Here is a 23,729-nt window from a genome sequence, read left to right on the forward strand (position 1 = left end):
GTTGCTGTGTCTCATGTGACCAATGTGATTGCCCATTGGTCCTTACGGTAGCCCTCGGGCCAGACCGTTGGGCGGCACGACACGCGCAGAAAAGCACCACCTATCCGTCCTCGCGCCAAATCACCGAGGCGAGCCGGCCCGTCGGGGCGCCGCGCCGGTGGCTGAACAGCTTCTCGTCGGCGATGGTGCACCGCGGGTCGACGGCGATCGACCGGATGCCGGCACCGGCCAGCTGTCGGGAGATCCCGGCCCGCAGGTCCAGGCCGACCGTCCCGGCCTCCGTCCGGCAGAGGCTGCCCGGCAAGTGGCCCTCGACGTCGCGCGCCATCTCCGGCGGCACCTCGTAGAAGTTGCCGGATGCTGCCGGCCCGAGCAGGGCGGTGATCCGCCCCGGTTGCGCGCCGAGCCCGGCCATGACGCGCAGGGTCTCGACGACGATGCCGTTGCGCGCGCCCACGCGTCCGGCGTGGACCGCGGCGATGACCCCGGCCTCCTCGTCGCCCAGGAGCAGCGGCACACAGTCCGCGGTGAGCACGGCCAGGGCGAGGTTTGGTTGTGCGGTGACCAGTGCGTCGGTGGCGAGCACCGGGCGCTGCTGCGGCCCGTCGACCACGGTGACCGTGGTGCTGTGGATCTGTTCCATCCAGACCACCCGCTCGTCGGGCAGGCCGGTCGCGCGGGCCAGCCGCGCCCGGTTGGCGGCGACCGCCTCCGGGTCGTCGCCGACGTGATCGCCCAGATTGAACGAGTCGTAGGGCGGCGCGGAGACCCCGCCCTCGCGAGTCGTGACGATTCGACGGATGCCGCGCTTGGCGGGCTTAGCGGTGGCGCCGGCCATCACTTCATGAAATCGGGGATGTCGACGTCGTCGTCGTCGAGCCGCACCGTGTTGGGCCGGAGTTCGTCGGTCTTCGAAACCGCCGACTCGGCACTGCCGGAGCTGCTGAAGATCGACTCGCCCGACGCGGGTGCGTTGACCTTGCCCGCCTGCCCGGCCGCGACGTCGGTGTGACCGATCGCCGGCGCGTCGCTCCGGCGCCGCGGCGACCCGCCGTCGAAGCCGGCCGCGATGACCGTCACCCGCACCTCGTCGCCGAGGTTGTCGTCGATGACCGTGCCGAAGATGATGTTGGCGTCCTCGTGTGCCGCCTCCTGCACCTGCGTCGCGGCGTTGTGGATCTCGAAGAGTCCGAGGTCCGAGCCGCCGGCGATCGAGATCAGCACGCCCCGCGCACCCTCCATCGACGCCTCCAGCAGCGGCGAGTTGATCGCCAGTTCTGCGGCCTTCTTCGCGCGGTCCTCGCCCCGCGCCGAGCCGATGCCCATCAGCGCGCTGCCGGCATTGCTCATCACGCCTTTGACGTCGGCGAAGTCGACGTTGATCAGGCCCGGAGTGGTGATCAGGTCGGTGATGCCCTGCACGCCGTTCAACAGCACCTCGTCGGCGCTGCGGAAGGCGTCCATCAGGCTGACGTTGGCGTCGCCCAGCTGCAGCAGGCGGTCGTTGGGGATGACGATCAGGGTGTCGCACGACTCGCGCAGCGCGGTGATCCCGGTGTCGGCCTGGCCGCTGCGCCGCTTGCCCTCGAAGGCGAAGGGGCGGGTGACGACGCCGACGGTGAGCGCGCCGAGCTTCTTGGCGATCGACGCGACGACGGGTGCGCCGCCGGTGCCGGTGCCGCCGCCCTCGCCCGCGGTGACGAAGACCATGTCGGCACCCTTGAGGAGTTCCTCGATGTCGTCGCGGTTGTCCTCGGTGGCGCGGCGGCCCACCTCCGGGTCGGCACCGGCGCCGAGGCCGCGGGTCGAGTCGCGCCCGACGTCGAGCTTGACGTCGGCGTCGCTCATCAACAGCGCCTGCGCGTCGGTGTTGATGGCGATGAACTCGACGCCCTTGAGCCCCTGCTCGATCATCCGGTTGACGGCGTTCACGCCGCCACCGCCGATGCCGACGACTTTGATCACGGCCAGGTAGTTGTGCGGTGCCGTCATTGCCGACTCGCCTTCCTCTGTGTCACCGGGGGTCGGCGGGGAGAAGTCCCCGCCATTCCCTCGGGCAAACCCTAAACCTGAACCACAGATTTAGAGTTATGTCAAGTAGTACACGTTCAACGGGCAACGCTAGGCACTGCGCCACCGCCGGGCCAGCATCGACTCGGCGTGTCGCCAAACTCGTCATGCGATCACCTGAACCATTTGCCCAGTGCCTGGTCAGAGCCTTGGCGCTGTCACACGCGTCACTCTGTTAACGGTACGAGGGAAGGTCAGGGCTCGACACGTTGTAGAGGGTTCCCTTGCGCGTGGTGATGGCCCGCCACGCGATCGCCTTGTCCCCGACCCGCGTCCCGTCGCCGAAGACCACCGTCGTCCCGTTGCGCAGGATGAAGGCGATGTCGACCGGCGACTGCGCGCGGACCGTCGCGATCGACGCGCGCAGGTCGTCGGGCAGCTCGACGACGATGTGCAGCGCCGCCGTCGTGGCCGGGTCGGTCGGTCCGACGTTGGGGGTGTCCAACTGGGGCAGACGCCGCACATCGGCCGGCACGGCGGTCCCCCGGTCGTAGTGCCGGTAGCCGACGCCCAACCGGTCGAGCACCGTCGTGGCGCGCTCGGTCTCCACCCGGACCACCGGCATCCGCTCGACGACGATCACCTCGATCGTCGACGGGTATTTGCGGCGCACCCGCGCCGACTCCACCGCACTGATCGCCGCCACCCGCGAGGCCGCCTGCGCGGTGTTGATCTGCAACAACGGCCGTCCCGACGGGATCTGCGCCTGCTGGCGGATCTGGTCGTCGCTCAATCCGGAGGTCGCGGTCACCCCGGAGACGGCGATGGTGCGCACCGCCATCAGCGGGGTGAAGTAGGCGACCGCGACCAATCCGCCGAGCACCGCCACCACGGCGGTACAGACGAGCCAGAACCGTGTACGGCTCACCGGGACGGCTTCCCCAGCGCCGCGAGGATCTCCGGGCCCTGCATGGTGACGTCACCGGCACCGAGGGTCAGGATCACGTCGCCGGACTCGGCCAGCCCGACGACGGCGGGCACCAGATCGTTGAGGTCGGGCACGAACCGGCCCGAGTGGGTCATCTGCTCGGTGATGAGCCGCCCGGTGACACCGGGCATCGGATCCTCCCGGGCGCCGTAGACGTCGAGCACGATCGCCTCGTCGGCGAGGTCGAGCGCGCCCGCGAACTCACGCGCGAACTCCTGGGTGCGCGAGTACAGATGCGGCTGGAAGACCGCGATCACGCGACCGCCGCCGGCGGCGACGCGGGCCGCCGACAGGACTGCGCGGACCTCCGTCGGGTGATGGGCGTAGTCGTCGTAGACGCGGACGCCGCCCGCGCTCCCCCGATACTCGAAGCGCCGGCGCACCCCGGAGAACTCCGCGATGCCCTCGGCCAGGGAGTCCAGCGACGCCGCCCCCGCATCGGCCGTCACCGCGTTCGCGGCCAGCACTGCGGCCAGCGCGTTGAGGGCCATGTGTACGCCGGGCATCGGGGTCGTCAAGGTGATCTCGGTGGATTCCGGCACCACCGGCGGGTGCAGCCGCACGCGGCTGCTCCCCCCGTCCGGGCCGCCGGTGAACTCCAGCAACTCGGCCACGAAGCGCTCGCGCCGCGATTCCGGCTCGCCCGCACCGTCGTTGTGGCCGTATCCGAGGACCGTCACCCGGTTGTCCCGCAGCACCTCCTCGGTGCGGTCGAGCAGTGCTGCGACCCCCGGGTCGTCGAGGCAGGCGACGACCGCCCCGCCGGGCTGCACCCCGGCGAGGAATTTGTCGAAGACCTCGACATAGGCCGCCTCGCTGCCGAAGAAGTCCAGGTGGTCGGCCTCGATATTCGTCACCACCACGACCGTGGCCGGGTACTCCAGCAGCGAGCCGTCGCTCTCGTCGGCCTCGGCGACGAAGATCTCCCCGCTGCCGTGGTGCGCATTGGTCCCCGACTCGTTCAGCTCGCCGCCGATCGCGAACGAGGGGTCGGCGCCGGCGTGCTGGAGTGCGGCGACGGCCATCGACGTCGTCGACGTCTTGCCGTGGGTGCCCGCGACGAGCAGCGTGCGGTGTCCGGCCATCAGGGTCGCCAGCACCGAGGGCCGCAACACCACGTCGATCCCGCGTTTGCGCGCCTCGACGAGTTCGGGGTTGTCCTTCGGGATGGCCGCGTGGGTGGTCACGACGACGGTGGGCCCGCCGGGCAGCGAATCCAGCGCCGCCGGGTCGTGTCCGATCGTGATGACCGCACCGCGGGTGCGCAACGCGAGGATGCCGCGACTCTCCTTGGCGTCCGACCCGGACACCTGCCCGCCGCGGGCGAGCAGGATCCGCGCGAGACCCGACATGCCGGCCCCGCCGATGCCCACCATGTGGACCCGGCCCAGGTGCTCCGGCAGTGGTTCCGCTTCGCTTTCGGCCATCGGTCGTCGTCGTCCTCTCGTCGTGCCGGTTAGGGCTACAAGTCTGCCCGGTGATCGCGCCGGGCCAATTCCAGGGCCGCCCGCGCGACCGTGGCGGCCGCGTCGCGGTGCCCGCCGATCGCCGCGTTCGCCGCCATCGCGGCGAGCCGCTCGTCGTCGCCCAGCAGCGCGGGAACCTCGCGGGCCACCCACTGCGGGGTCATCTCGTCGTCGGGAACGAGCAGACCGCCGCCGGCCTCGACGACGGGCAGCGCGTTGAGGGCCTGTTCGCCGTTGCCGTGCGGGAGCGGCACGTAGACCGCGGGCAGCCCGGTCGCCGAGACCTCGGCCACGGTCATCGCACCGGAGCGGCAGATCACCAGGTCGGCGGCCGCATAGGCCAGGTCCATCCGCTTGAGGTAGCCGACGCCGACATACGGCGGTGCCCCCTCGACCCGTTCCGGCGAGATCGTGTTCTTGGGGCCGTAGGCGTGCAGGACGCCGATGCCCGCGTCGCCGAGTTGCCTGGCCGCGCCGACCACGGCGTCGTTGAGGCGCACCGCCCCCTGCGATCCGCCGAAGACCAGCAGGTTGCGCACCGATTCGTCGAGGCCGAAGTAGTGGCAGGCCTTGGCGCGCAGCGCGGACCGGTCCAGGCCGGCAAGGCTGCCCCGGACGGGGATCCCGACGACCTCGGCGCCGGGCAGACCGCAGTCGGCGACGGCCGCCATGACCCGCTCGGCCCAGCGGGCGCCGATCTTGTTCGCGATTCCGGCGCTGGCGTTCGCCTCGTGGATCACCAGCGGAATGCGTCGGCGGCGCCTGGCCCGGCCGCGCGCGGCCAGATAGGCGGGCAGCGCGACGTAGCCGCCGAATCCGATGACGACGTCGGCCGACACGTCGTCGAGCACCTTGCGCGTCGCCCGCACCGAGCGGGCCAGGCGGCCGGGGGTGAGCGCCAGATCCATGCCGACCTGGCGCGGCAGCGGCGCCGGCGGGATCAGGCGCAGGTCGTAGCCGCGGTCCGGGACGATGGTCGTCTCCAGGCCCTTCGCCGTGCCCAGCGCGGTGATCCGGGCGGTCGGGTCGATGGCGGCGATCGCGTCCGCGACGGCCAATGCCGGCTCGATGTGTCCGGCCGTGCCGCCGCCGGCCACCACCACCGAGACCGGCCGTGTCACCGGGTCCTTCATCGCCACCCGTCCCGGGGCCGTGTCGTCCGCGTCGGATCGGATTGCGCCCGCGCGCCGCCGCGAGCCGAATGACTCCGGCGTCCGGGAGCGCGTTCGGTCCGCGGGATCGCCCCGGTCTCGGTGCGCCGCGGGCGCGGCGAGGTGGACCGGCCGCCCGAGGCGATCGGCCGTGCGTCGCGCGCCTGCGGTCGGCGGCGCGCCACCGGCTCGGACCGGCGCGGCCGCTTGGCCAGCCGTTCGCGCAGCTGGTCGGTGCGCGAGGGCCGGTAGGCGACCGGCGCGGGCAGTCGCGACAGGCGGGCGCGCCAACCGAGCGGTTTGACGTCGCCGAGCGCGGCGACCGATTCCGGTTCGTGCCGGGCGGCATTCGCCATCAGCCCCAACATCGCCAGGACGGTGAGGGTCGACGTCCCGCCCGCGGACACCAACGGCAGCTGGATACCGGTCACCGGCAGCAGCCCGACGACGTAGCCGATGTTGATGATCGCCTGCGCCGTGATCAACACGGTGATCGTCGACGTCATGAGCTTGAGGAAGGGATCCTCCGAGCGCAGCGCGATGCGGATCCCGATGAGCATGAGCCCGACGAAGAGGCTGATCACGACCAGCGCGCCGAGGAGGCCGAGTTCTTCGCCGACGATCGCGAAGATGAAGTCGTTGTGCGCGTTCGGCAGATAGTTCCACTTCGCCCGGCTCTGTCCGAGGCCGACCCCGAAGACACCGCCGTTGGCCAGCGCGTAGAGGGCCTGTCTCGCCTGGTAGCCGGCGCCCTGCGGGTCGTGGATGGCCCCGATGAAGCTGCGGACGCGCTCGGACCGGTATCCCTCGACGAGCGCCAGACCGACGGCGAACACGACGACGGTCGCGCCGAAAGCCAGGAAGACCCGCACGGGCAGGCCGGCGAACCACAGCAGGGCGCCGACGATGATGGCGATGGTGATCGTCGTCGAGAGGTTCGGCTCCAGCAGGATCAGCAGACAGATGAGGACGGCCACCGGCAGGAGCGGGACGAGCAGCTCGCCCATCGTCGCGTTGTCGCGGCGCCGCGACGCGAGCAGGTGGGCGCCCCACACGCACAGCGCCACCTTCACCAGCTCGGAGGGCTGCACCGACAGGCCGTAGATGACGAACCAGCGACGGGCGCCCTGGCTGAGCGTGCCGACACCGGGGATCAGGACCAGTGCGCACAGCAGGGTCGTCAGCACGATCATCGGCCCGGCCATGCGCCGCAGCAGCCGCACCGGCAATCGGACGGTCCCGTAGAACACCACCAGCCCGAGGATCGCGAAGATCACCTGCGTCGTGAACAGGCTGTAGGCCGACCCCTCCTTGGAGTAGCCCTCCACCGACGAGGCGGACAGCACCATGACCAGGCCCAGGATGGTGAGGACGATGGCCATGCCGACGATGAGGTGGAAGGACGCGGTCGGCCGGGCGAGCAGATTGCGGACGGCCTCGGCGATGACCCGCGGCCACGCCAGCAACGACTCGCCGCCCGTGTCCGCCTTCCCGGCGGAGGGCTTGGCGGTGTCGGCCTGTTCGGCGGCGGCGGTCACGACGTCGCTCCGGCAAGCGCGGCTGCGGCCGCGGCGAAGGCGTCCCCGCGCGCCGCGTAACTTCCGAACATGTCCAACGATGCCGCCGCGGGTGCCAGCAGCACGGCGTCGGCCCGGCCGTCGGCGCGCGCCAACTCCCACGCCGATCCGACGGCGGCCCGCATCACGGCGTCGGCGGCGGCCCGGTCGCCGGCGCCGGTATCGGGCGAACCCAGCGGTGAATCAGTCCCTGGAACGTGCTTGGCAACACTCACCCGCCCATCGTCCCCTGTGAATACTGTGACTGCTGGGACTTCTGGGGCGTGTCGCGCAATCGCCCGCACAAACTCGTCGCGGTCGCGGCCGATCGCGACGACCCCGGCCAGCCGTTCCCGCGCCCCCCGGATCAATTCGTCCACCGACGCCCCCTTGAGCAGTCCGCCCGCGACGAGGACCACGCGGTCGCGGGCGGCGATCGCGGCGGCCGCGGCATGCGGATTGGTCGCCTTCGAATCGTCGATGAAGTCGACGGCGACCCCGTCGGCGCGGTCACGAGAGGCGACGCGCTCCCCCCGGTGCTTCGCCGGCGCGAACCCGGCCAGCCCCTGCGCCACGGCCGCGGCGGGCACCCCGATCGCGAGCGCCAGCGCCGCCGCGGCCAGCGCGTCGGCCCGACCGGACGGGCCGGGCGGATGGATGAGTCCGGCGGCGACCAGCTCGCGCGGCTCTCCGGCCGGTTCGCCGAATGCCCGGTCGACGAGCATCTCGCCGACGACGCCCAGTTCCCCCGCCGCCGGCTCGCCCAGCGTGAAGGCGACCCGGCGAGACGTCGGGCCGACCGGCAGCGCCGAGGCGATCTCGTCGTCGCCCCCGACCACCGCCACCGCGCCCAGCAGCGCGCCCGCCTTGGCGTCGCGATACCCCGCCATGCCGCCGTGCCAGTCCAGGTGGTCCTCGGCGATGTTGAGCACCACCCCCGCGGCCGGGCGCAGCGACGGCGCCCAGTGCAGCTGGAAGGAGGACGCCTCGACGCACAGCACCTCCACCCGCGGCGAGGCCGTCAACACGTCGAGCACCGGGGTGCCGAAGTTGCCGCAGGCCGCGACGGTGCGCCCGGAGGCGGCGACGATCTCCTCGAGCATCGCGGTGGTCGTGGTCTTGCCGTTGGTCCCGGTCACCACCAGCCAGGTGCGCGGCGGACCGGTCACCGCGTTCTGGTCGACCCACCAGGCCAACTCGACCTCACCCCAGACCGGGACGCCCGCGGCATGCGCGGCGGCCACGAGGGGGTGATCGGGCGGGAAGCCGGGCGAGACGACCAGCAGGCGGGCGCGGCGCCACAGCTCCGCGTCGCCCAGCGCCTCGTCGACCCCGATGCGGGTCACGCCGTCGACGGTCTCCGGTGCGCCGAATGCGCCGTCGATCGCGGTGACCCGGGACTGTGCCGCGGTCAGAAAGGTGGTCGCCGACCGACCGGCGCTGCCGAACCCGGCGACGAGCACGTCGGCGCCGCCCAACCCGGCGACGAGTTCGGCGGCGGCACGAGTCTGGCGGTCCACCTCAGTTCTTGTACTCGCTGTAGAACAGCGACAGCCCCAGGCCGATCGACAGTGCCGTCAGCAGCCAGAAGCGGATGATGACCGTCGTCTCGGCCCACCCGCCCAACTCGAAGTGGTGGTGGAAGGGCGCCATCCGGAACAGGCGGCGTCCCGAGGTGCGGAAGACGAGGATCTGCAGCACCACCGAGACCATCTCGGCGACGAAGAGCGCTCCCAGGACCACGGCGATCAGCTCGGTGTGGCTGACGATGGAGATCCCGGCGAGCAGGCCGCCCAACGCCAAGGATCCGGTGTCACCCATGAAGATCTTCGCCGGCGCGGCATTCCACCAGAGGAATCCAAGGCAGGCCGCACCCCCGGCGGTGGCGAGGATGGCCAGGTCGAGCGGGTCGCGAACCTGATAGCAGCCCTGCGCGAGCTGTTTGCCCGCCGCCCCGCCCTGACAGGCGTTGCGGTACTGCCAATACGTGATGAGGACGTAGGAACCCATGACCATCGCCATGGTTCCGGCGGCCAGGCCGTCGAGCCCGTCGGTGAAGTTCACGGCGTTCGACCAGGCCGCGACGACGAACCACACGAAGACGACGAAGACGACACCGCCGAGCCCGGCCAGCGAGATCGCCGAGATGTCGCGGGCGTACGAGAGGTGCTCACTGGCCGGTGTGTAGCCGAACCCGTTGCGGAAGCGCAGCACGAGGATGCCGAAGAGGATGGCGGCGGCGGCCTGGCCGACCGACTTGGCGGTTTTGTTGAGTCCGAGGTTGCGGTGCTTGCGGACCTTGATGATGTCGTCGAGGAAGCCGACGAAGGCCAGCAGCACCGTCAGCCCGAGGACGAGCATTCCCGACGCGGTGGGTCCCGGCCCCGGACCGCCGGGCTTCTCCGCCTTCGCGCCGAGGAGATAGGCGACGAGGTGCGCGGCGAAGTATCCGACGACGATGGCGGCGACGATGGCCACACCGCCCATCGACGGCGTACCGCGCTTGGTCTGATGGCTCTCGGGTCCCTCGACGCGGATCTCCTGGCCGAAGCCCTGCTTGGAGAACTGCCTGATCAGGACCGGGGTCAACGCGATCGCCACGAACAGCGCCACCGCCCCGGCCACCAGAATCTGCGTCACGTCATGCGCCACATCTACTCCATCCCATAGCGATCAACCCCAACACATCCAACCCGGTGCTCAAATCTGCCGGACCACCAGGTCCCAGTCCGCCAACGCGTCGAGCACCCGCCGGGGCCCGATCGCCCCCGCGATCGCCACCACGTCGCCGGCACCGGGGCGCTCGGCGCCGGGCTGATTCCACCGCGCCAGCAGTTCGTCGACGTCGGCGACCAGCATCGCCTCGTCGCCCCAGGAGCCCTCCATCACCGCCCCCTGCCAGGCGGCGCGCTCGGCGCGGGTCGGTCCGACGCAGACGACCTTGTCGATGGCCAGCCGTACCGCGGCCCGTCCCAGCAAATCGTGGTCGACGACGCTGCGCTGTTCGTCGGCGTCGCCGAGGGCGAGCCCGCCGACCAGGAACCAGGTGCGGGCCGCGGACTCCTCGTCGCGGTGGGCGGAACCTGCTCCCGCGTCGGCAGCGGCCTCGACGAGCCGCCGCAGCAGCACTTTGCCGTGGGCGACATCGGCCTCCGGGGCGCTCAGCACGACGACCGGCCGCTGCTCGCTCACGACCGGTCACCGCCGTCGACGATCGCCGTCAACGCCCGTCGCAGGACCACCCGGTCGTCGAACTCGTGCTTCACGCCGTTGATCTCCTGGCCGGCCTCGTGGCCCTTGCCCGCGACGACGACGACGTCACCGGGGCGCGCCCACGCCACCGCCGCCGCGATGGCCTGCGCGCGATCACCGATCTCGCGGATGTCGCGGGCGCGCCGTGTCGCGGCGTCGACGCCGTTCGCCCCCGCACTGACGGCGGCGCGGATGGCCGCCGGGTCCTCGGTGCGCGGGTTGTCGTCGGTGACGATCACCAGGTCGGCGCCGCGGGCCGCCGCGGCACCCATCTGCGCCCGCTTGCCGGTGTCACGGTCGCCGCCCGCTCCGACGACGATGCCGACCCGGCCGCGGCAATCGGCGGCGAGCGTCGCCAACACCGCCTCGACCGCGGCGGGTTTGTGCGCGTAGTCGACCACGGCGAGGAAGTCCTGACCGGCCCGGACCGGTTCCAGGCGCCCGGGCACGACGACGTCGGCGATACCCGCGCAGGCCCGGTCGACGGCGGCGCCGGCCGCCACGCTCAGGGCGACCGCCAGGGCCGCGTTCGTCACGTTGTAGCGCCCGGGCAGTGGAACCGGAAGGTCGTGCGCGGTGCCGTCGGGATCGATCAGCACCGGCGCCCCGTCGCCGACGACCGCCGTCCACCGGCCCGGTACACCGCTGCGATCGGCCGCGGCGTCCACCGTCTCGACCGTCGTCGGGTCGACGGCGATCTGCGCCATCCGGCGGCCCCACTCGTCGTCGACGCACACCACCGACGCGGCGGCCGCGGTCGGTGCCGCCGGGTCGAACAGGGCCGACTTGGCGGCGAAGTAGTCCTCCATCGTCGGATGGAAATCGAGGTGGTCCTGCGAGAGATTCGTGAACCCGCCCACCGCGAACGAGGTACCGGCCACCCGGCCGAGGGACAGCGCATGGCTGGAGACCTCCATGACCACGCTGTCGGCGCCGCGCTCGACCATCGCCGCCAGCAAGGCCTGCAGGTCGGGCGCCTCCGGCGTCGTGAGGGTCGCCGGGGCGGTCTCCCCGTTGATCCGCGTCGCCACGGTGCCGATGAGGCCCACCGAACGGCCCGCGGCCATCAGCGCGGACTCCACCATGAACGCGGTGGTCGTCTTGCCCGAGGTTCCGGTGATGCCGATGACGGTCAGGGCACGGCTCGGGTGGTGGTAGACCGCCGCACTGGCCGCGCCGAGCACCGCGCGCGGATCGTCGTGGACCAGCACCGGCGGTCGGCGGTCGGCGGCTATCGCCGCGTCGATGATCGCGGCACCGGCCGGGTCGGTGAGCACCGCCGCGGCGCCGCGCGACACCGCGTCGTCGGCGAAGGAGGCGCCGTGGACGCGGGCGCCGGGAAGTGCCGCGAACAGGTCTCCCGGTTCGACTCGCTGGGCCCGCAGCGTCACGCCGGTGACCGCACCGTCGTCACCGCCGCGGACGCCCGCGCCGATCAGCTCGGCCAACTCCGCGATCGGTGTCGGCGCGACGTGTTCGGGCCGGGTGGAATCAGTCCCCATGGCGTGCCAATCTACCGGCCCGCCGTCCGCGGCGGATCAATCAGCCTCGAGGACCAGGCGGGGTCCGGGCGGCGAGTACGGCACCCGGGCGCGTTGCAGCAGCCAACCCGCGATCGTGGCGAACATCGGGCCGGCGGATTGCCCGCCCGAGCCGTCGGAACTGCGCTGCGGGTTGTCGAGCACCAGGCCGACGACGTAGCGCGGATTGTCCGCCGGTGCGATCCCGGCGAAGGTGATGTTGTACCGGGAATTGGAATAGCAATTGCAGCGCGGATCCACCTGCTGGGCGGTTCCGGTCTTGCCCGAGATCTGGTAGCCCGGTACCGCCGCGGTGTACCCGGTGCCGCGTTGTACGCCGGTCGGGTCGTTCTGGGTGACCGCCTGGAACATGGTGCGCACCGTCCGCGCGGTGTCGGCCGAGACGACCCGCACCCCGTCGGGCGCTGGGGTGGGCGACTCGGGGTGGCCGTCGCGGGTCTCGGCCGCGATGATCCGCGGCGGGATCCGCACCCCGTCGTTGGCGATCGTCTGATACACCGACGTCATCTGCAGCAGGGTCATCGAGAGCCCCTGCCCGATCGGGAGGTTCGCGAAGGAGCCGCCCGACCATTGCGAGAGTGCCGGGACCTGCCCCGGGCTCTCGCCGGGCAGCATCACACCGGTGCGCTGACCCAATCCGAAGGCGGACACCATGTCCGCGAACCGCTTCTCGCCGACCTGGCGCGCCAGCATCAGGGTGCCGACGTTGGACGACTTGCCGAAGATTCCCGTCGTCGTGAAGCGCGTCGGGCCGTGCGACCAGGCGTCCTTCACCGTCACCCCGGCCATCTGGATGGCTCCGGGCACCAGGTGCGTCGCCTCCGGTGTCGTCACCCCGTATTGCAGGGCGGCCGAGGCGGTGATCACCTTGTTGACCGAGCCCGGCTCGAACGGCGTCGTCACCGACGGGTTGTCCAGGCTCGCGTCCTTCTGCTCCGAGAGCGGCCGCGAGGCGTTGAACGTCGAATCGTTGGCCATCGCCAGGACCTCGCCGGTCTTGGCGTCGAGCACCACCGCCGCGACGCGCTTGGCGCCCGAGGCGGCCTTCGCCGCGTAGACCTGGCTCTGGACGAACCATTGGACGTCGGAGTCGAGCGTCAGCCTCACGGTGGCCCCGTTGAGCGCCGGATGCACGTTGCGCGCACTGCCCGGGATGATCGCCCCGTCCGAACCGCGGTCGAAGGTCTTCGAGCCGTTGGTGCCGCCGAGCACCGAGTCCATCGAGGACTCGAGGCCGATCAGCCCGTTGCCGTCGTAGTTCACGTCGCCCACGACATTCGCGGCCAGGGAGCCGCCCGGATAGAGCCGCATATCCTCCGGATCGGCGCCGACCTCGGGATAGTCGGCGACGATCTTCGCCGCGACGTCGGTGGCGACCGACCGTGCCAGATAGACGAACTGGTCGGAGCTGGTGAGTTTGGCCAGCAGATCCGATTCCGAGATGGAGCCGCCGAGCGCGGAGGACACCCCCTTGGCGATCTCGGCGAACCGCTTGTTCGCATCCGGCAGTTTCGGATCGCGCGCATGCGCCGCGTCGGTGGCGGTTCGCACCGCCTGCGGGAGGAAGGTCAGCGCCCTGGCCTCGTCGGTGTAGGCCAACGGCCGTCCGTTGCGATCGAGGATCGACCCGCGCTTGGCCGTGAGGACCTGGGTGTACTCGCGCTGCGCGGCGGCCTGGGCGGCCAGCGACTGGGCCTCGACGGTGTGCACGTAGACCAACCGCGCGGCGATCACGATCACCGCCATCGCGACGACGACGACCGCCCAGCGGGATCGGATGGTGAACCGGTCCGGCCGGTCACCGGAGCCGCGTCGACCGCCCTTTCCCGGACCGGTCGGCGGACCGTCGGCCGACTTCGCACCGCGCGCCGCGGAGCGGGCGGCGGACCGCGACGACTCGACCCCGCGTCGGAGTCGGCCCAGCGGGCCCGAGCGGAGGGCCCCCGGGTGAAAGTCGGCGCGCGTCATGATCGTCAATCATTCCCGGCGCTACGACCGACGCTGCGGATTTGAGCCCGGCGCGCCGCGGTTCGACTCCGCCGGGCGCGGGGTGGCCGGATGCTGGGCGGAGGGCGCGGGCAGCACGTTGGGCGCTGCCGCCGGTGTCGGCGGCGCCTGATCCGGCGTGGCCGGGGCCGCATCGGGCGCCTGCCCGTTCTGCGGCGCCGGGGCGGCCGGCTGGGAGGTCTGCGGTGCGTCGTCACCGGGCAGGCCGGTCGAGTCCTCGACCTTCGACTTGTCGATGTGGCGGAGCGGATCGTCGCTGGACTTGGGGTTGATCGACTGCGGCGCGCGGCCCGTCGCCGGCGCGGGCTTTCCGCGCACGGTGACCCGGCCGTCGTCGCCGACGACGAGTCGAGCCGCGTTGCGCGCCGGGACCAGGCCGAGGCGGGCCGCCTTGTCCGAGAGCTCCGGAGCCGAATCCCCCGACTCGTAGGTGCGCTTGAGCCCGTCCCGCTTGTCGAGCAGGGACTGGTTCTGGGTCTTGGCGACGGTGAGTTCGTAGGAGTCCTGGGCCGCCCGGGTGGACAGCCACAGGGTGCCGACCAGGCCGAGTGCCACCAGCGCGATCACCGGTACCGCGAACGGGAGTTCGCGCACCCGCTCGACCAGACCCGGGCCGACCGGGCGGGAAGCGCCCGCGGTCGTGCGGACGGTGGCCTTGCGCTCCTTCTCCTCCCGGTCGAGCCGGGCGGCGCGGCGGTTCACCGCGCGCTGCGCGGCCCGCGAGCGGTTCGCCCGCTGCGGCGCACCCGCACCGACCCGGCGTCGCCCCGCCTCACCGGCGCGGCGCCGGCGACCCGGCGCGTCGATCACCGAGAGTTCACCGGTGGGAACGGCGTCCAACTCGCCGGTGTCCTCCGCCCTGTGCCTCACTGCGCTCCCCCCTCTGCCCCGTCCGGGGCGATCCGTTCGACGGCGCGGACGCGCGCCGGGGCCGAACGCGGGTTCGCGTCGACCTCCTCCGGCGTCGCCTGCTCGGCGCCACGTGTGACCAGCTCGAACCGCGGCGCGGTGCCCGGCAACTCGACCGGGAGCCCGGCCGGCGAGGTCGAGCGGCAGCGGGCCGCGAACTCCCGCTTGACGATGCGGTCCTCGAGCGACTGGTAACTCATCACCACGACGCGCCCGCCCACGGCCAGCGCGTCGAGTGCGGCGGGCAACGCCTGTCGCAACGAGTCGAGTTCGCCGTTCACCTCGATCCGCAAGGCCTGGAAGGTGCGCTTGGCGGGGTGGCCGCCGGTCCGCCTGGTGGCCGCCGGGATCGTCGCGTACAGCAATTCGACCAGTCGGCCGCTCGTGGTGAAGGGCTCGCTCCGGCGGGCGTCCAGCACGGCCGAGGCGATCCGGCCGGCGAATCTCTCCTCGCCGTAGTCCGACAGCACCCGCGCCAGGTCGCCGTGCGAGTAGGTGTTCAGCACGTCGGCGGCGGTCAGCGGGTCCTCCGGATTCATCCGCATGTCCAGCGGGGCGTCCACCGAGTACGCGAAACCGCGGTTTCGCTGGTCGAGTTGCATCGAGGAGACGCCCAAGTCGAACAGGACGCCGTCGACCGCGCGGAGCGGCCCGTCCAGACCCTCCGGTTCGGCCAGGACGCGGGCCAGCTCGTCGTAGCGGCCGGCGTTGATCGAGGCGCGGGCCCCGAAGGGGGCGAGGCGCTGCGCCGCCTGCGCGCGCGCCGCACCGTCTCGGTCGATGCCGACGACGGTCAGCTCGGGAAAGGTCTGCAGCAGGAGTTCCGCGTGTCCGCCCGCGCCGAGTGTGGCGTCGACGACGACGGCACCCGCGCCGGCGGGGTCGACCCGGGTCAGCGCCGGGGCGAGCAATGCCACGATCCGGTCGGCCATCACCGGGATGTGTCCGTGCTCGGCGCCGCTCATCGCGAACCCTTCTGTGTCTGCCGGTGGTGCGGGGTGGATGAATCGGGGTCCCCGCCCGATTCCGAACCTGGCGCTGGGGAAGTGCGTCAGGGTCAGATCGGGCGCAGGCCTCGTCCCATCCACCGTGGCGGTCGCGGGGCGCATCGCCGTTGTCTAGAGGAGGGTCTCGAAGGCTTCCGAGCCCGCAGCCGAGAAATCCTCCTCGTGGTCGGATTGATAGGAATCCCAGGCTTGGGCGTCCCAGATCTCCAAGTGGTCGAAGCTGCCGATGACCACGCAGTCCTTCGTCAGGCCGGCGTAGGCGCGGTGGTCCGGGGAGAGGGTGATCCGCCCCTGCCCGTCGGGCCGCTGCTCGTCGGCACTCGCGAAGAAGTACCGCTGGTAGGCGCGGGCCTGCGGGTTGTTCCGCGAGGCCGCCCTCGTCTTCTCCGCGATCGCGTCGAAGTCCTCGAGGCGGTAGACGGCGAGGCTGTTGTCCTGGTTGCGCGTGACCATCACCCCTCCTGCCAGAGCGTCTCGAAACTTCGCGGGCAGCGTCAGCCGCCCCTTGTCGTCCAACTTGGGCGTGTAGGTGCCGACGAGTCGTTGACCCGACATCTCGCACCTCCTACACCCGCCGGGTTCGACGTCCGGTTCGTCTCACCCAGTTCCCACACTGTACCCCACTTTCCACCACTTTCCACCCCAATAGTCTTTCGAATAGTGGATGCGCGCGAGAAAGTGCAGGTCAACGCCATGAGAATCGGTGGGGGAAGTCGCCCTCCCCCGTGTGCCACACCGGCCCCGTGGCCCGGATCCACCTGGGCCGAACACCCTCGGGCCGCATCCGAAGTGCGGTTATGCCGGCGGGTGGTGGAAAGTGGGGCATATCCCGATGGAGCGGTGGGGGCACGTGGGGCGCACAAGAAGGCCGCACATCCGAATGATGTGCGGCCTTCGAGAAATCTGGTCGAGGAGTTCGCTACTCCTGCGTGAACCGCTTGTTGAAGCGGTCCTCCATGCGCTCGGAGAAGCTGCGCGACGGGGTCTTCGCGCGGGCCGTGCCGCCCGCGCCGCCGTCGACGGACTTGAGCGAGGGCTTACCCCGCCCGCCCCGCAGGGCCCACAGCCCCGCGCCGAACATCACCAGGAAGCCGATCAGACTCAGGATCGGGAATCCTCCGATGTGCACGCCGGCGACGATTCCGCCGATCAGCAGCGCGAGTCCGAGGATGAACAGCGCGATCGCCTGCAGCCGGCGGCGCCCGCCGCCGAGTGCCGAACGTTGCACCGTCGAGGCGAACTTGGGGTCGTCGGCGTACAGCGCATTCTCGATCTGGTCGAGCATGCGCTGCTCATGTTCCGAAAGTGGCACCGCCCCTCCCCTTCCTCAATCGTGCTTCTAGAACTCCAATGATACGAGGTACACGGCGGAACGACCACAATTCGACGCGGCCGTCGGCCAAACCGGTCACGCGGAGCGCCGCGACACCGTGGTCACGAGCGGTTCGCGACCCTGCTCATATGCGGCGAGCACCGATTCCGTCGCCTCGATGAGCTCGGCGAGCCGGACGCGCACCCGCGCCACGACATCTTGCGGCACGTCGGCGACCAGGCCGGTTTCGATGCGCGAACGCAGGCCGGAGTGACCCGCGAAGAAGGCGGAGAGGACCGCCAATCGGTCGTCGGCGCCGACCTGTGCGTCGAGGCGCCGCCAGGCGTTGCGGACTCCGCGCGGTCCCCGGCGGCGCGACTCCAGGACGGCCAGCGCCGCGCCCGTCGTCCGCAAGGCCGCGAGATAGTAGAGGCGCATCCGCTCGGCGCTGCCGGCCACCACGTCGGCGTCGTCGGCGATGGCCACGGCCTGATCGAGCAGCCGGTGGGCGTCGAGCACCACCTTCGGTTCCACCGGTCCCATATCGCCTCCTCGGCCATCCGTCTGAATCCCGTTGTCTGGAAAAACCTATCGTCGGGGTCGGACATTCCCATTATCGAACATTTATTCGATTCCGTCAATGCTAGCGTGATGCTGCGACGGCGTAGAATCGTCTCGACCGGCCCGGGCGGAATCCCGCCCCTTCCAGGAGCAACCATGGTGAACGAGCCGACCGGCCCCCCGGTCGACGTCCGCATCGTGCGACTGCCCGGCGGCGACGCGCACCGCTGGCTGGATCCGGCGCTCAACGTGTACGTCACCGCGATGGGGTATCCGCGCGGCGTCGAGGCGCAGCGCCGCACGCTCTGGCGCCAACACATCGCCCGCCCCGGATGGAACGCCTTCGGTGCCGTCGCCCCGCTGGACCACCGATGGTCCCCCGGCACGCGGCTGCGGCCGTCGGTGATGACGCGCCGCATCCCCCGGCTGGCCGGCGCGCCCGACTCGCGCGACGAGATCCTGCTCGGCATCGCCTACGGCTACCGGGGCGCGCCGGATCAATGGTGGAACCAGCAGCTGCGCATCGGCCTGCGCCAGGCCGGCTGCCCGCCCGACCGCGCGGCCCACCTCCTCGCCGACTACTTCGAGCTGACCGAGCTCCACGTCCATCCGGACGCACAGGGTCTCGGGGTGGGCCAGGCGCTGCTGAACGCGCTGCTGCACGGGCGCCCGGAGGCACGGGTGCTGCTGTCCACCCCGGAGGTGGCCGGCGAGGGCAACCGCGCCTGGGCGCTCTATCGCCGATTCGGATTCGGCGACGTCCTGCGCAACTTCACCTTCGCCGGCGATCCCCGCCCGTTCGCCTTCCTCGGCCGCGATCTCCCGATCCCGACGACCGACGGTCCCGCGCTGCGCAGTTCGGATACGCGGGTCGGCGGGCCGTGACCGACGACTTCGACGCGATCGTCGTCGGCGCGGGGCACAACGGCCTGATCGCCGCGGCCTACCTGGCGCGGGCGGGCCGCTCGGTGTGCGTACTCGAACGCGACCCGATCCCCGGCGGCGCGGTGTCCACCGTGCAACGATTCCCCGGCTACGCCGTCGACCGCGGATCCTCGGCGCACCTGATGATCCGGCACACCCCGATCCTCGCCGAACTCGACCTGGCCGCCCACGGACTCCGCTACGCCGACTGCGATCCGTGGGCCTTCGCCCCCGCCGAGACCGACGACGAGCAGCCCATCGTGTTCCGCCGCGACCTGGCGGCCACCTGCGCCTCCATCGAGCGCTCCTGCGGGCGTCGCGACGCGGATGCCTATGCCGCATTCGTCGCGGTGTGGGCGCCGCGGGCACGGGCGATGATGGCCTCGTTCGTCGACGAGCCCACCCCGACGCGGTTCGCGCGGGCCTTCGCCGCCAGCGGTTGGCGCACCCGCAGCGCGCGGCGCTCGCCCGTCGGCAGGCGGATCGGCGCGTTCTCGTCGATGTCACAGGACATGATGCGGCCGGGCGACGCACTGCTGGACGAGTGGTTCGACGCCGAGCGGCTCAAAGCCGCCCTGGCCTGGTTCGGCGCCCAGTCCGGACCGCCGATGGATCTGCCAGGCACCGCGCCGATGGTGGGCTTCGCCGCCCTGATGCACGACATCCCGCCCGGTCGGGCCATCGGCGGCAGCGGCGCGCTGACCACCGCGTTGCTCGCCCGCCTGGCGTCCGACGGCGCCCGGGTCCACACCGGCGCCGCGGTCACCGCGCTGCACCGGGAACGCGCCGGTTGGCGCGTGGTCGCCGCCGACGGGCGGGTCCGCCGGGCGCGCCACGTCGTCGCCGCCTGCCACATCGGGGCCACGCTGGACCTGCTCGAGGCCGGCGGCCTCCGCACCGCTGACCTGGACCGGTGGCGGCGCGCCATCGTCGTCGGCAACGGGATCGGCATCGCCGTGCGGCTGGGCACCACCGCCCTGCCCGCCTACCGGAACCTGCCGGCCGACCTGCCCTCGCACGGTCTGCACAGCGGATTGGGGCTGCTCGTCGCCGATCGGGCGCTTCTGCGCCGCGCCCGGGCGGCCAGCGTCGTCGGACGGCTGCCCGACCGTCCTGCGGTCCTGCCGATGGGCTTCTCCGCACTCGATCCGAGTATCGCCCCCGCCGGGCGGCACCTGGTCAACGTCTGGGCGCAGTGGCACCCGTACGCGCTGGCCGACGGCCGGTCCTGGGCCGATGCGGCGCAGCCGGCCGCCGACGCCGTCGTCGCCGAGATCGAGCGGTTCGCCCCGGGTTTCGCTGGTTCCATCGAGCACTGTCACATCCAGACGCCGGCCGACCTCGAGGCGGAGCTCGGCCTCCCGGCGGGCAACATCATGCACGTGGAGATGAGCATCGACCAGATGTTCGGCTGGCGACCACACCCCGATCTGGCCGGTCGGCGCGTGCCCGGAGCACCCGGGCTCGTCCTCGCCGGAGCCTCCACCCATCCCGGCGGAGGGGTCAACGGGAGCAGCGGACGGCTCGCCGCGCGCCACATCCTGGGCCGGATCTGACGATTGGCCCGCCATGTCTGGCACGATTGAGCGCGTGTCGTCCTCCCCCACCCGCGCAGCCGCACCCCGCACCGGGCCGCGCCGGCTCGTCGCCGCCGTTGCCGCCCTCCTCCTGGTTCCCCTGCTCGGCGGGTGTCTGACCCGCTCGACGACGGTGGGCGACCGGTTCTCCGGCGAGATCATCGTCGCCACCTCGTCGGACAACCCGAACGGGGTGCCGCGCCTGGACATCCCGCAGTCGATGTCCGAGCGCGTCACGCTCTCCGACTTCACCGGCACCATCGGCCCGGACGGCTCGGTGACGACGAAGTCCGACAAGGACTCGGCGCCGGGCCAACCGCAGAAGGGCCCGACGAAGACCGGGACGCGCGCGGTGTACTCGGACCTCACCGCCGGCCAGTTCAGCCAGCTCGGCGACATCATCGCCGCCTCGTTCATCGGGACCGGGGCCGCGATGGACCTGTCCACCAAGCGCAGCGGCGACGCCGTGCGCATGACCGGAACGGCCGACTTCAGCGACCTGGTGGACGGCCGCGACGTCGTCTACTTCCTGGTCACCTTCGCCGGCGACATCGGCGGGACCAACGGGATCCAGCAGGGTGACAAGAGCGCAGCCTGGGTGGTGCCGATCGGCAAGTCCAGCGACCTGAACGCCGACGCACGCTACCCCGACCCGGCCAGCGCCGCGCTGCCCAGCTGGTCGTATTTCGTGGCGTTCCTGTGCCTGCTCGCCGTCGGGGTGGTCGCCTGGTACGCGCGCCGCGAGCACCAGGCCGACACCACTCCGCGCCCCGGCGCCCCGGCGCGGTGAGCGGCGCGACCGGACTGCCCGAGCAGCTGACGACACGCCTGCGCACCGTCTTCGACGACGCGCGGACCCGGGCGGCGGGGATCGGCCCCGCTGTCGTCGACGCCACCGACGTCTTGGCCGACTTCGTCCTCGGCGGCGGCAAGCGGGTCCGCCCGCGGTTCGCCGAGGCCGGGCGCGCCGTCGCCCACGGCGCCCGGGCGGTCGTGCCGGCCGCCGACGACACCGATGCCGCCCTCGTCGACCTCGGGGCCGCGCTCGAACTGGTCCAGGCCTGCGCCCTCGTCCACGACGACATCATCGACGCCTCGGACACCCGTCGCGGCAACCCGACGGTGCATCGCGTCTTCGCGGCCCGCCACGCCGGGGACCGCTGGCTCGGGGACCCGGATCGGTTCGGCGAGTCGATGGCCATCCTGATCGGCGATCTCGCCCTGGCCTGGGCCGACGACCTCGCCGCCGGACTGCCCGCCCGTCTCGCGCCGACCTGGCGCACGATGCGGACCGAGGTGCTGGCCGGCCAGCTCCTCGACATCGTCAACGAGGCGGGCCGCGACGAATCCCTCGGCGCCGCCGAGAAGGTGATCAGGTTCAAGACCGCCGGTTACACGGTCGCCCGGCCGCTCGAACTGGGCGCGGTCCTCGGCGGCGCCGACGACGACCTCGTCGCCGCTCTGCGCACCATCGGCCTCGACCTGGGCGCGGCATTCCAGCTGCGCGACGACCTGCTCGGCGTCTACGGCGATCCCCGCGTGACCGGCAAACCCTCCGGCGACGACCTGGTCACCGGAAAGCGCACGGTGCTGATCGCGGAGGGATTCTCGCGGTCGGCCCCCGGGCAGGCCGACGAGCTGCGCACCCTGCTGGGGACCGACCTCGACGACGCCGGGCTGGCCCGTGCCCGGGCGATCCTCACCGAATCGGGGGCACAGGCCGCCGTCGAGGCGCGGATCGATTCGACACTGGCATCTGCCCTGTCGGCCATCGATTCCCTGCCGACCAGCACGGAGGCGCGCGACCGCCTCGCCGGGCTCGCCCACGACATCACCCACCGTGCGGCGTAGCGCCCGCCGCGCCCCGCGCCGGGTGGGTGGACCCACGAAGCGGGTCGTCGTCATCGGCGCCGGGTTGTCCGGCCTGTCGGCCGCCCTGCACCTGCGCGGCGCCGGACACGAGGTGACCGTCGTCGAATCCGGCGGGATTCCCGGCGGCCTGGTGCGGACCGAGACGATCGCCGCGGCCGACGGATCGGCGTATCGGTTCGACACCGGCGCGACGATCCTGACCATGCCGCGGCTCGCCGTCGACGCGTTGGCCGCGGTCGGGGTCGATCCGGCGCGCGCGGCGGCCGACCTGGATCTGCTCCCGGTCGACCCGACCTACGTCGCGCGGTTCGCCGACGGCACCCAGCTCGACGTCGCCGCCGACCGCGACGCGCGGATCGCCGGGATCGCCGACGTCTTCGGCGCCGACACCGCCGCCGGTGCCGCCCGGCTCACCGACTGGCTCGCCGAACTCCACGACATCGAGTTCGACCACTTCATCGACCGCAACCACGACGCGGTCCCCGACTTCGTGCGCGGCGACATGGCCGCGGCGACGCGGCGGCTGCTGCGCCACGGTGCCACCCGCGGGTTGACCGGGGCCATCAAACGCTTCACGAAAGACGAACGGCTGCAACGGGTCTACTCCTTCCAGGCGCTCTACGCCGGCGTGCCCCCGGCCCGTGCGGCGGCGATCTACGGGGTCATCGCCCACATGGACATCGGTCTGGGGGTGTCCTACCCGGCGAACGGGATGGGCCGGATCGGCGAGGTGCTCGCCGACGGGTTGATCGGGGCCGGCGGCGAGATCCGGTATGCGACGAGGGCCGTCGGGTTCTCCCGTCGGGGCGATCGGATCGACGGCGTCCGCGTCACCGCGACCGGCAACGGCGGGAGGATCGACGACGGCGCGGTCATCCCCGCCGACGTCGTGGTCGCGGCCTGCGGCAGCGCCGCCCTGGCGGGAATCTGGGGCGAGTCGGCCCCCGACCGGGCGATCCGCTATTCGCCCAGCGCCGTCGTCGCCCATCTCGCCGTCGACGAGGCGGCCGCCGCCCGGTGGCCGGACGACCACCACACCATCGACTTCGGCGCGGCCTGGGCCGACACCTTCCGCCAGATCGCGCCGCGCCGCAACGGCCGCGGCGAGCCGATGCGCGACGCCTCGGTCCTGATCACCCGACCGGGCAAGACGAGCCCGGGGCGCTTCACGAGCGGCGGCCGCGAGGCCGTCTCGGTGCTGTGGCCGACCCCGAACCTCGACGCCGCACCACGACTGGACTGGGAGCGGTTCGGCCCCGGGTATGTGGCCCGCTCGCTCGGGGAGCTCGCGGCGCGCGGCTATCGGGGCATCGACGGCGCCGAGGTGCTGCGCGTCGACACCCCGGCGACCTGGGCGGCGCGCGGATACGCCGCCGGGACGCCGTTCGCGGCCGCGCACACCGTGCGCCAGACCGGGCCGCTGCGCACCGGCAACCTCGATCCGCGCGCCGAGAACCTGGTGCTCGCGGGAGCCGACACGGTCCCCGGCGTCGGCATCCCGCCGGTCCTGGTCTCCGGCCGCCTCGCCGCCGACCGCATCACGCCGATGCCCGCACGTGCGTCGGCGACGGGCGCCGCCGACGCGGGACATTAGGA

The 23,729-nt window shown here is 72.1% G+C and carries 21 protein-coding genes; 5 read left to right on the forward strand and 16 right to left on the reverse strand.

Annotation, left to right across the window (positions count from 1 at the left end; genetic code table 11):
• Nucleotides 1–100 precede the first annotated feature (100 nt).
• The 16 genes from pgeF to HUN08_RS10575 form a co-directional block, all read right to left on the reverse strand.
• A complete protein-coding gene (gene pgeF / locus HUN08_RS10500; protein ID WP_124248994.1) occupies nt 101–838 on the reverse strand; it encodes a peptidoglycan editing factor PgeF in 738 nt (245 codons plus the stop codon).
• Nucleotides 838–1,992, reverse strand: coding sequence for a cell division protein FtsZ (gene ftsZ / locus HUN08_RS10505; RefSeq protein ID WP_124248995.1), 1,155 nt, complete (start codon nt 1,990–1,992; stop codon nt 838–840). Before ftsZ ends, pgeF begins: the two co-directional genes overlap by 1 nt.
• A 253-nt stretch (nt 1,993–2,245) precedes the next feature.
• Nucleotides 2,246–2,938 carry a cell division protein FtsQ/DivIB gene (locus tag HUN08_RS10510; RefSeq protein ID WP_124248996.1) on the reverse strand — a complete coding sequence of 231 codons (693 nt, stop codon included), beginning with the start codon at nt 2,936–2,938 and terminating at the stop codon, nt 2,246–2,248.
• The gene (gene murC, locus HUN08_RS10515; RefSeq protein WP_124248997.1) at nt 2,935–4,425 is read right to left on the reverse strand and encodes a UDP-N-acetylmuramate--L-alanine ligase; all 1,491 of its coding nucleotides are present in this window, start codon (nt 4,423–4,425) and stop codon (nt 2,935–2,937) included. Before murC ends, HUN08_RS10510 begins: the two co-directional genes overlap by 4 nt.
• Before the next feature lie 35 nt (nt 4,426–4,460).
• Nucleotides 4,461–5,597: an undecaprenyldiphospho-muramoylpentapeptide beta-N-acetylglucosaminyltransferase gene (gene murG / locus HUN08_RS10520; RefSeq protein ID WP_124248998.1), complete on the reverse strand. Its 1,137-nt coding sequence runs from the start codon at nt 5,595–5,597 to the stop codon at nt 4,461–4,463.
• Entirely contained in the window at nt 5,594–7,081 is a 1,488-nt protein-coding gene (gene ftsW, locus HUN08_RS10525; RefSeq protein ID WP_301546988.1) for a putative lipid II flippase FtsW, read from the reverse strand. Before ftsW ends, murG begins: the two co-directional genes overlap by 4 nt.
• A 68-nt stretch (nt 7,082–7,149) precedes the next feature.
• Nucleotides 7,150–8,691: a UDP-N-acetylmuramoyl-L-alanine--D-glutamate ligase gene (gene murD, locus HUN08_RS10530; RefSeq protein WP_124249000.1), complete on the reverse strand. Its 1,542-nt coding sequence runs from the start codon at nt 8,689–8,691 to the stop codon at nt 7,150–7,152.
• A 1-nt stretch (nt 8,692) separates the two neighbouring features.
• Nucleotides 8,693–9,811, reverse strand: a complete 1,119-nt coding sequence (gene mraY, locus HUN08_RS10535; protein ID WP_124249001.1) for a phospho-N-acetylmuramoyl-pentapeptide-transferase — start codon at nt 9,809–9,811, stop codon at nt 8,693–8,695.
• 60 nt (nt 9,812–9,871) lie between these two features.
• Entirely contained in the window at nt 9,872–10,363 is a 492-nt protein-coding gene (locus HUN08_RS10540; RefSeq protein ID WP_124249002.1) for a UDP-N-acetylmuramoyl-tripeptide--D-alanyl-D-alanine ligase, read from the reverse strand.
• Entirely contained in the window at nt 10,360–11,925 is a 1,566-nt protein-coding gene (locus HUN08_RS10545) for a UDP-N-acetylmuramoyl-L-alanyl-D-glutamate--2,6-diaminopimelate ligase (RefSeq protein ID WP_124249003.1), read from the reverse strand. The genes HUN08_RS10540 and HUN08_RS10545 overlap by 4 nt, the downstream gene beginning before the upstream one ends.
• Before the next feature lie 36 nt (nt 11,926–11,961).
• Complete coding sequence (locus HUN08_RS10550; RefSeq protein WP_124249004.1) at nt 11,962–13,932, reverse strand: penicillin-binding protein 2; 1,971 nt, start codon at nt 13,930–13,932, stop codon at nt 11,962–11,964.
• Between the two features lie 21 nt (nt 13,933–13,953).
• Entirely contained in the window at nt 13,954–14,841 is an 888-nt protein-coding gene (locus HUN08_RS10555; protein WP_129624330.1) for a hypothetical protein, read from the reverse strand.
• A complete protein-coding gene (gene rsmH / locus HUN08_RS10560) occupies nt 14,838–15,845 on the reverse strand; it encodes a 16S rRNA (cytosine(1402)-N(4))-methyltransferase RsmH (RefSeq protein WP_124249044.1) in 1,008 nt (335 codons plus the stop codon). Before rsmH ends, HUN08_RS10555 begins: the two co-directional genes overlap by 4 nt.
• A 153-nt stretch (nt 15,846–15,998) precedes the next feature.
• Complete coding sequence (gene mraZ / locus HUN08_RS10565; protein WP_124249045.1) at nt 15,999–16,442, reverse strand: division/cell wall cluster transcriptional repressor MraZ; 444 nt, start codon at nt 16,440–16,442, stop codon at nt 15,999–16,001.
• 364 nt (nt 16,443–16,806) lie between these two features.
• A complete protein-coding gene (locus HUN08_RS10570; RefSeq protein WP_124249046.1) occupies nt 16,807–17,199 on the reverse strand; it encodes a DUF3040 domain-containing protein in 393 nt (130 codons plus the stop codon).
• Between the two features lie 96 nt (nt 17,200–17,295).
• Entirely contained in the window at nt 17,296–17,742 is a 447-nt protein-coding gene (locus HUN08_RS10575; RefSeq protein WP_124249047.1) for an SAV_6107 family HEPN domain-containing protein, read from the reverse strand.
• A 174-nt stretch (nt 17,743–17,916) separates the two neighbouring features.
• Between HUN08_RS10575 and HUN08_RS10580 the strand changes: the two genes are divergently transcribed.
• The 5 genes from HUN08_RS10580 to crtI are packed head-to-tail and all read left to right on the forward strand — an operon-like array spanning nt 17,917 to nt 23,727.
• The gene (locus tag HUN08_RS10580) at nt 17,917–18,645 is read left to right on the forward strand and encodes an N-acetyltransferase (RefSeq protein ID WP_124249048.1); all 729 of its coding nucleotides are present in this window, start codon (nt 17,917–17,919) and stop codon (nt 18,643–18,645) included.
• Nucleotides 18,642–20,240: an NAD(P)/FAD-dependent oxidoreductase gene (locus HUN08_RS10585; protein WP_124249049.1), complete on the forward strand. Its 1,599-nt coding sequence runs from the start codon at nt 18,642–18,644 to the stop codon at nt 20,238–20,240. The genes HUN08_RS10580 and HUN08_RS10585 overlap by 4 nt, the downstream gene beginning before the upstream one ends.
• A 34-nt stretch (nt 20,241–20,274) precedes the next feature.
• Nucleotides 20,275–21,051: a DUF3153 domain-containing protein gene (locus HUN08_RS10590; RefSeq protein WP_124249050.1), complete on the forward strand. Its 777-nt coding sequence runs from the start codon at nt 20,275–20,277 to the stop codon at nt 21,049–21,051.
• Nucleotides 21,048–22,112, forward strand: coding sequence for a polyprenyl synthetase family protein (locus HUN08_RS10595; protein ID WP_124249051.1), 1,065 nt, complete (start codon nt 21,048–21,050; stop codon nt 22,110–22,112). The genes HUN08_RS10590 and HUN08_RS10595 overlap by 4 nt, the downstream gene beginning before the upstream one ends.
• Nucleotides 22,102–23,727, forward strand: a complete 1,626-nt coding sequence (gene crtI, locus HUN08_RS10600) for a phytoene desaturase family protein (RefSeq protein ID WP_124249052.1) — start codon at nt 22,102–22,104, stop codon at nt 23,725–23,727. The genes HUN08_RS10595 and crtI overlap by 11 nt, the downstream gene beginning before the upstream one ends.
• The last annotated feature ends 2 nt before the right edge of the window (nt 23,728–23,729 follow it).

Source organism: Gordonia sp. X0973, from assembly GCF_013348785.1.
In the GTDB taxonomy this organism is placed as follows: domain Bacteria; phylum Actinomycetota; class Actinomycetes; order Mycobacteriales; family Mycobacteriaceae; genus Gordonia.

Coding starts and splice junctions, on each gene's coding strand:
- pgeF (WP_124248994.1), bottom strand. CDS start 838: ATGGCCGGCGCCACCGCTAAGCCCGCCAAGCGCGGCATCCGTCGAATC.
- ftsZ (WP_124248995.1), bottom strand. CDS start 1,992: ATGACGGCACCGCACAACTACCTGGCCGTGATCAAAGTCGTCGGCATC.
- murC (WP_124248997.1), bottom strand. CDS start 4,425: ATGGCCGAAAGCGAAGCGGAACCACTGCCGGAGCACCTGGGCCGGGTC.
- murG (WP_124248998.1), bottom strand. CDS start 5,597: ATGAAGGACCCGGTGACACGGCCGGTCTCGGTGGTGGTGGCCGGCGGC.
- HUN08_RS10545 (WP_124249003.1), bottom strand. CDS start 11,925: ATGGGGACTGATTCCACCCGGCCCGAACACGTCGCGCCGACACCGATC.
- HUN08_RS10550 (WP_124249004.1), bottom strand. CDS start 13,932: ATGACGCGCGCCGACTTTCACCCGGGGGCCCTCCGCTCGGGCCCGCTG.
- rsmH (WP_124249044.1), bottom strand. CDS start 15,845: ATGAGCGGCGCCGAGCACGGACACATCCCGGTGATGGCCGACCGGATC.
- mraZ (WP_124249045.1), bottom strand. CDS start 16,442: ATGTCGGGTCAACGACTCGTCGGCACCTACACGCCCAAGTTGGACGAC.
- HUN08_RS10575 (WP_124249047.1), bottom strand. CDS start 17,742: ATGGGACCGGTGGAACCGAAGGTGGTGCTCGACGCCCACCGGCTGCTC.
- HUN08_RS10580 (WP_124249048.1), top strand. CDS start 17,917: ATGGTGAACGAGCCGACCGGCCCCCCGGTCGACGTCCGCATCGTGCGA.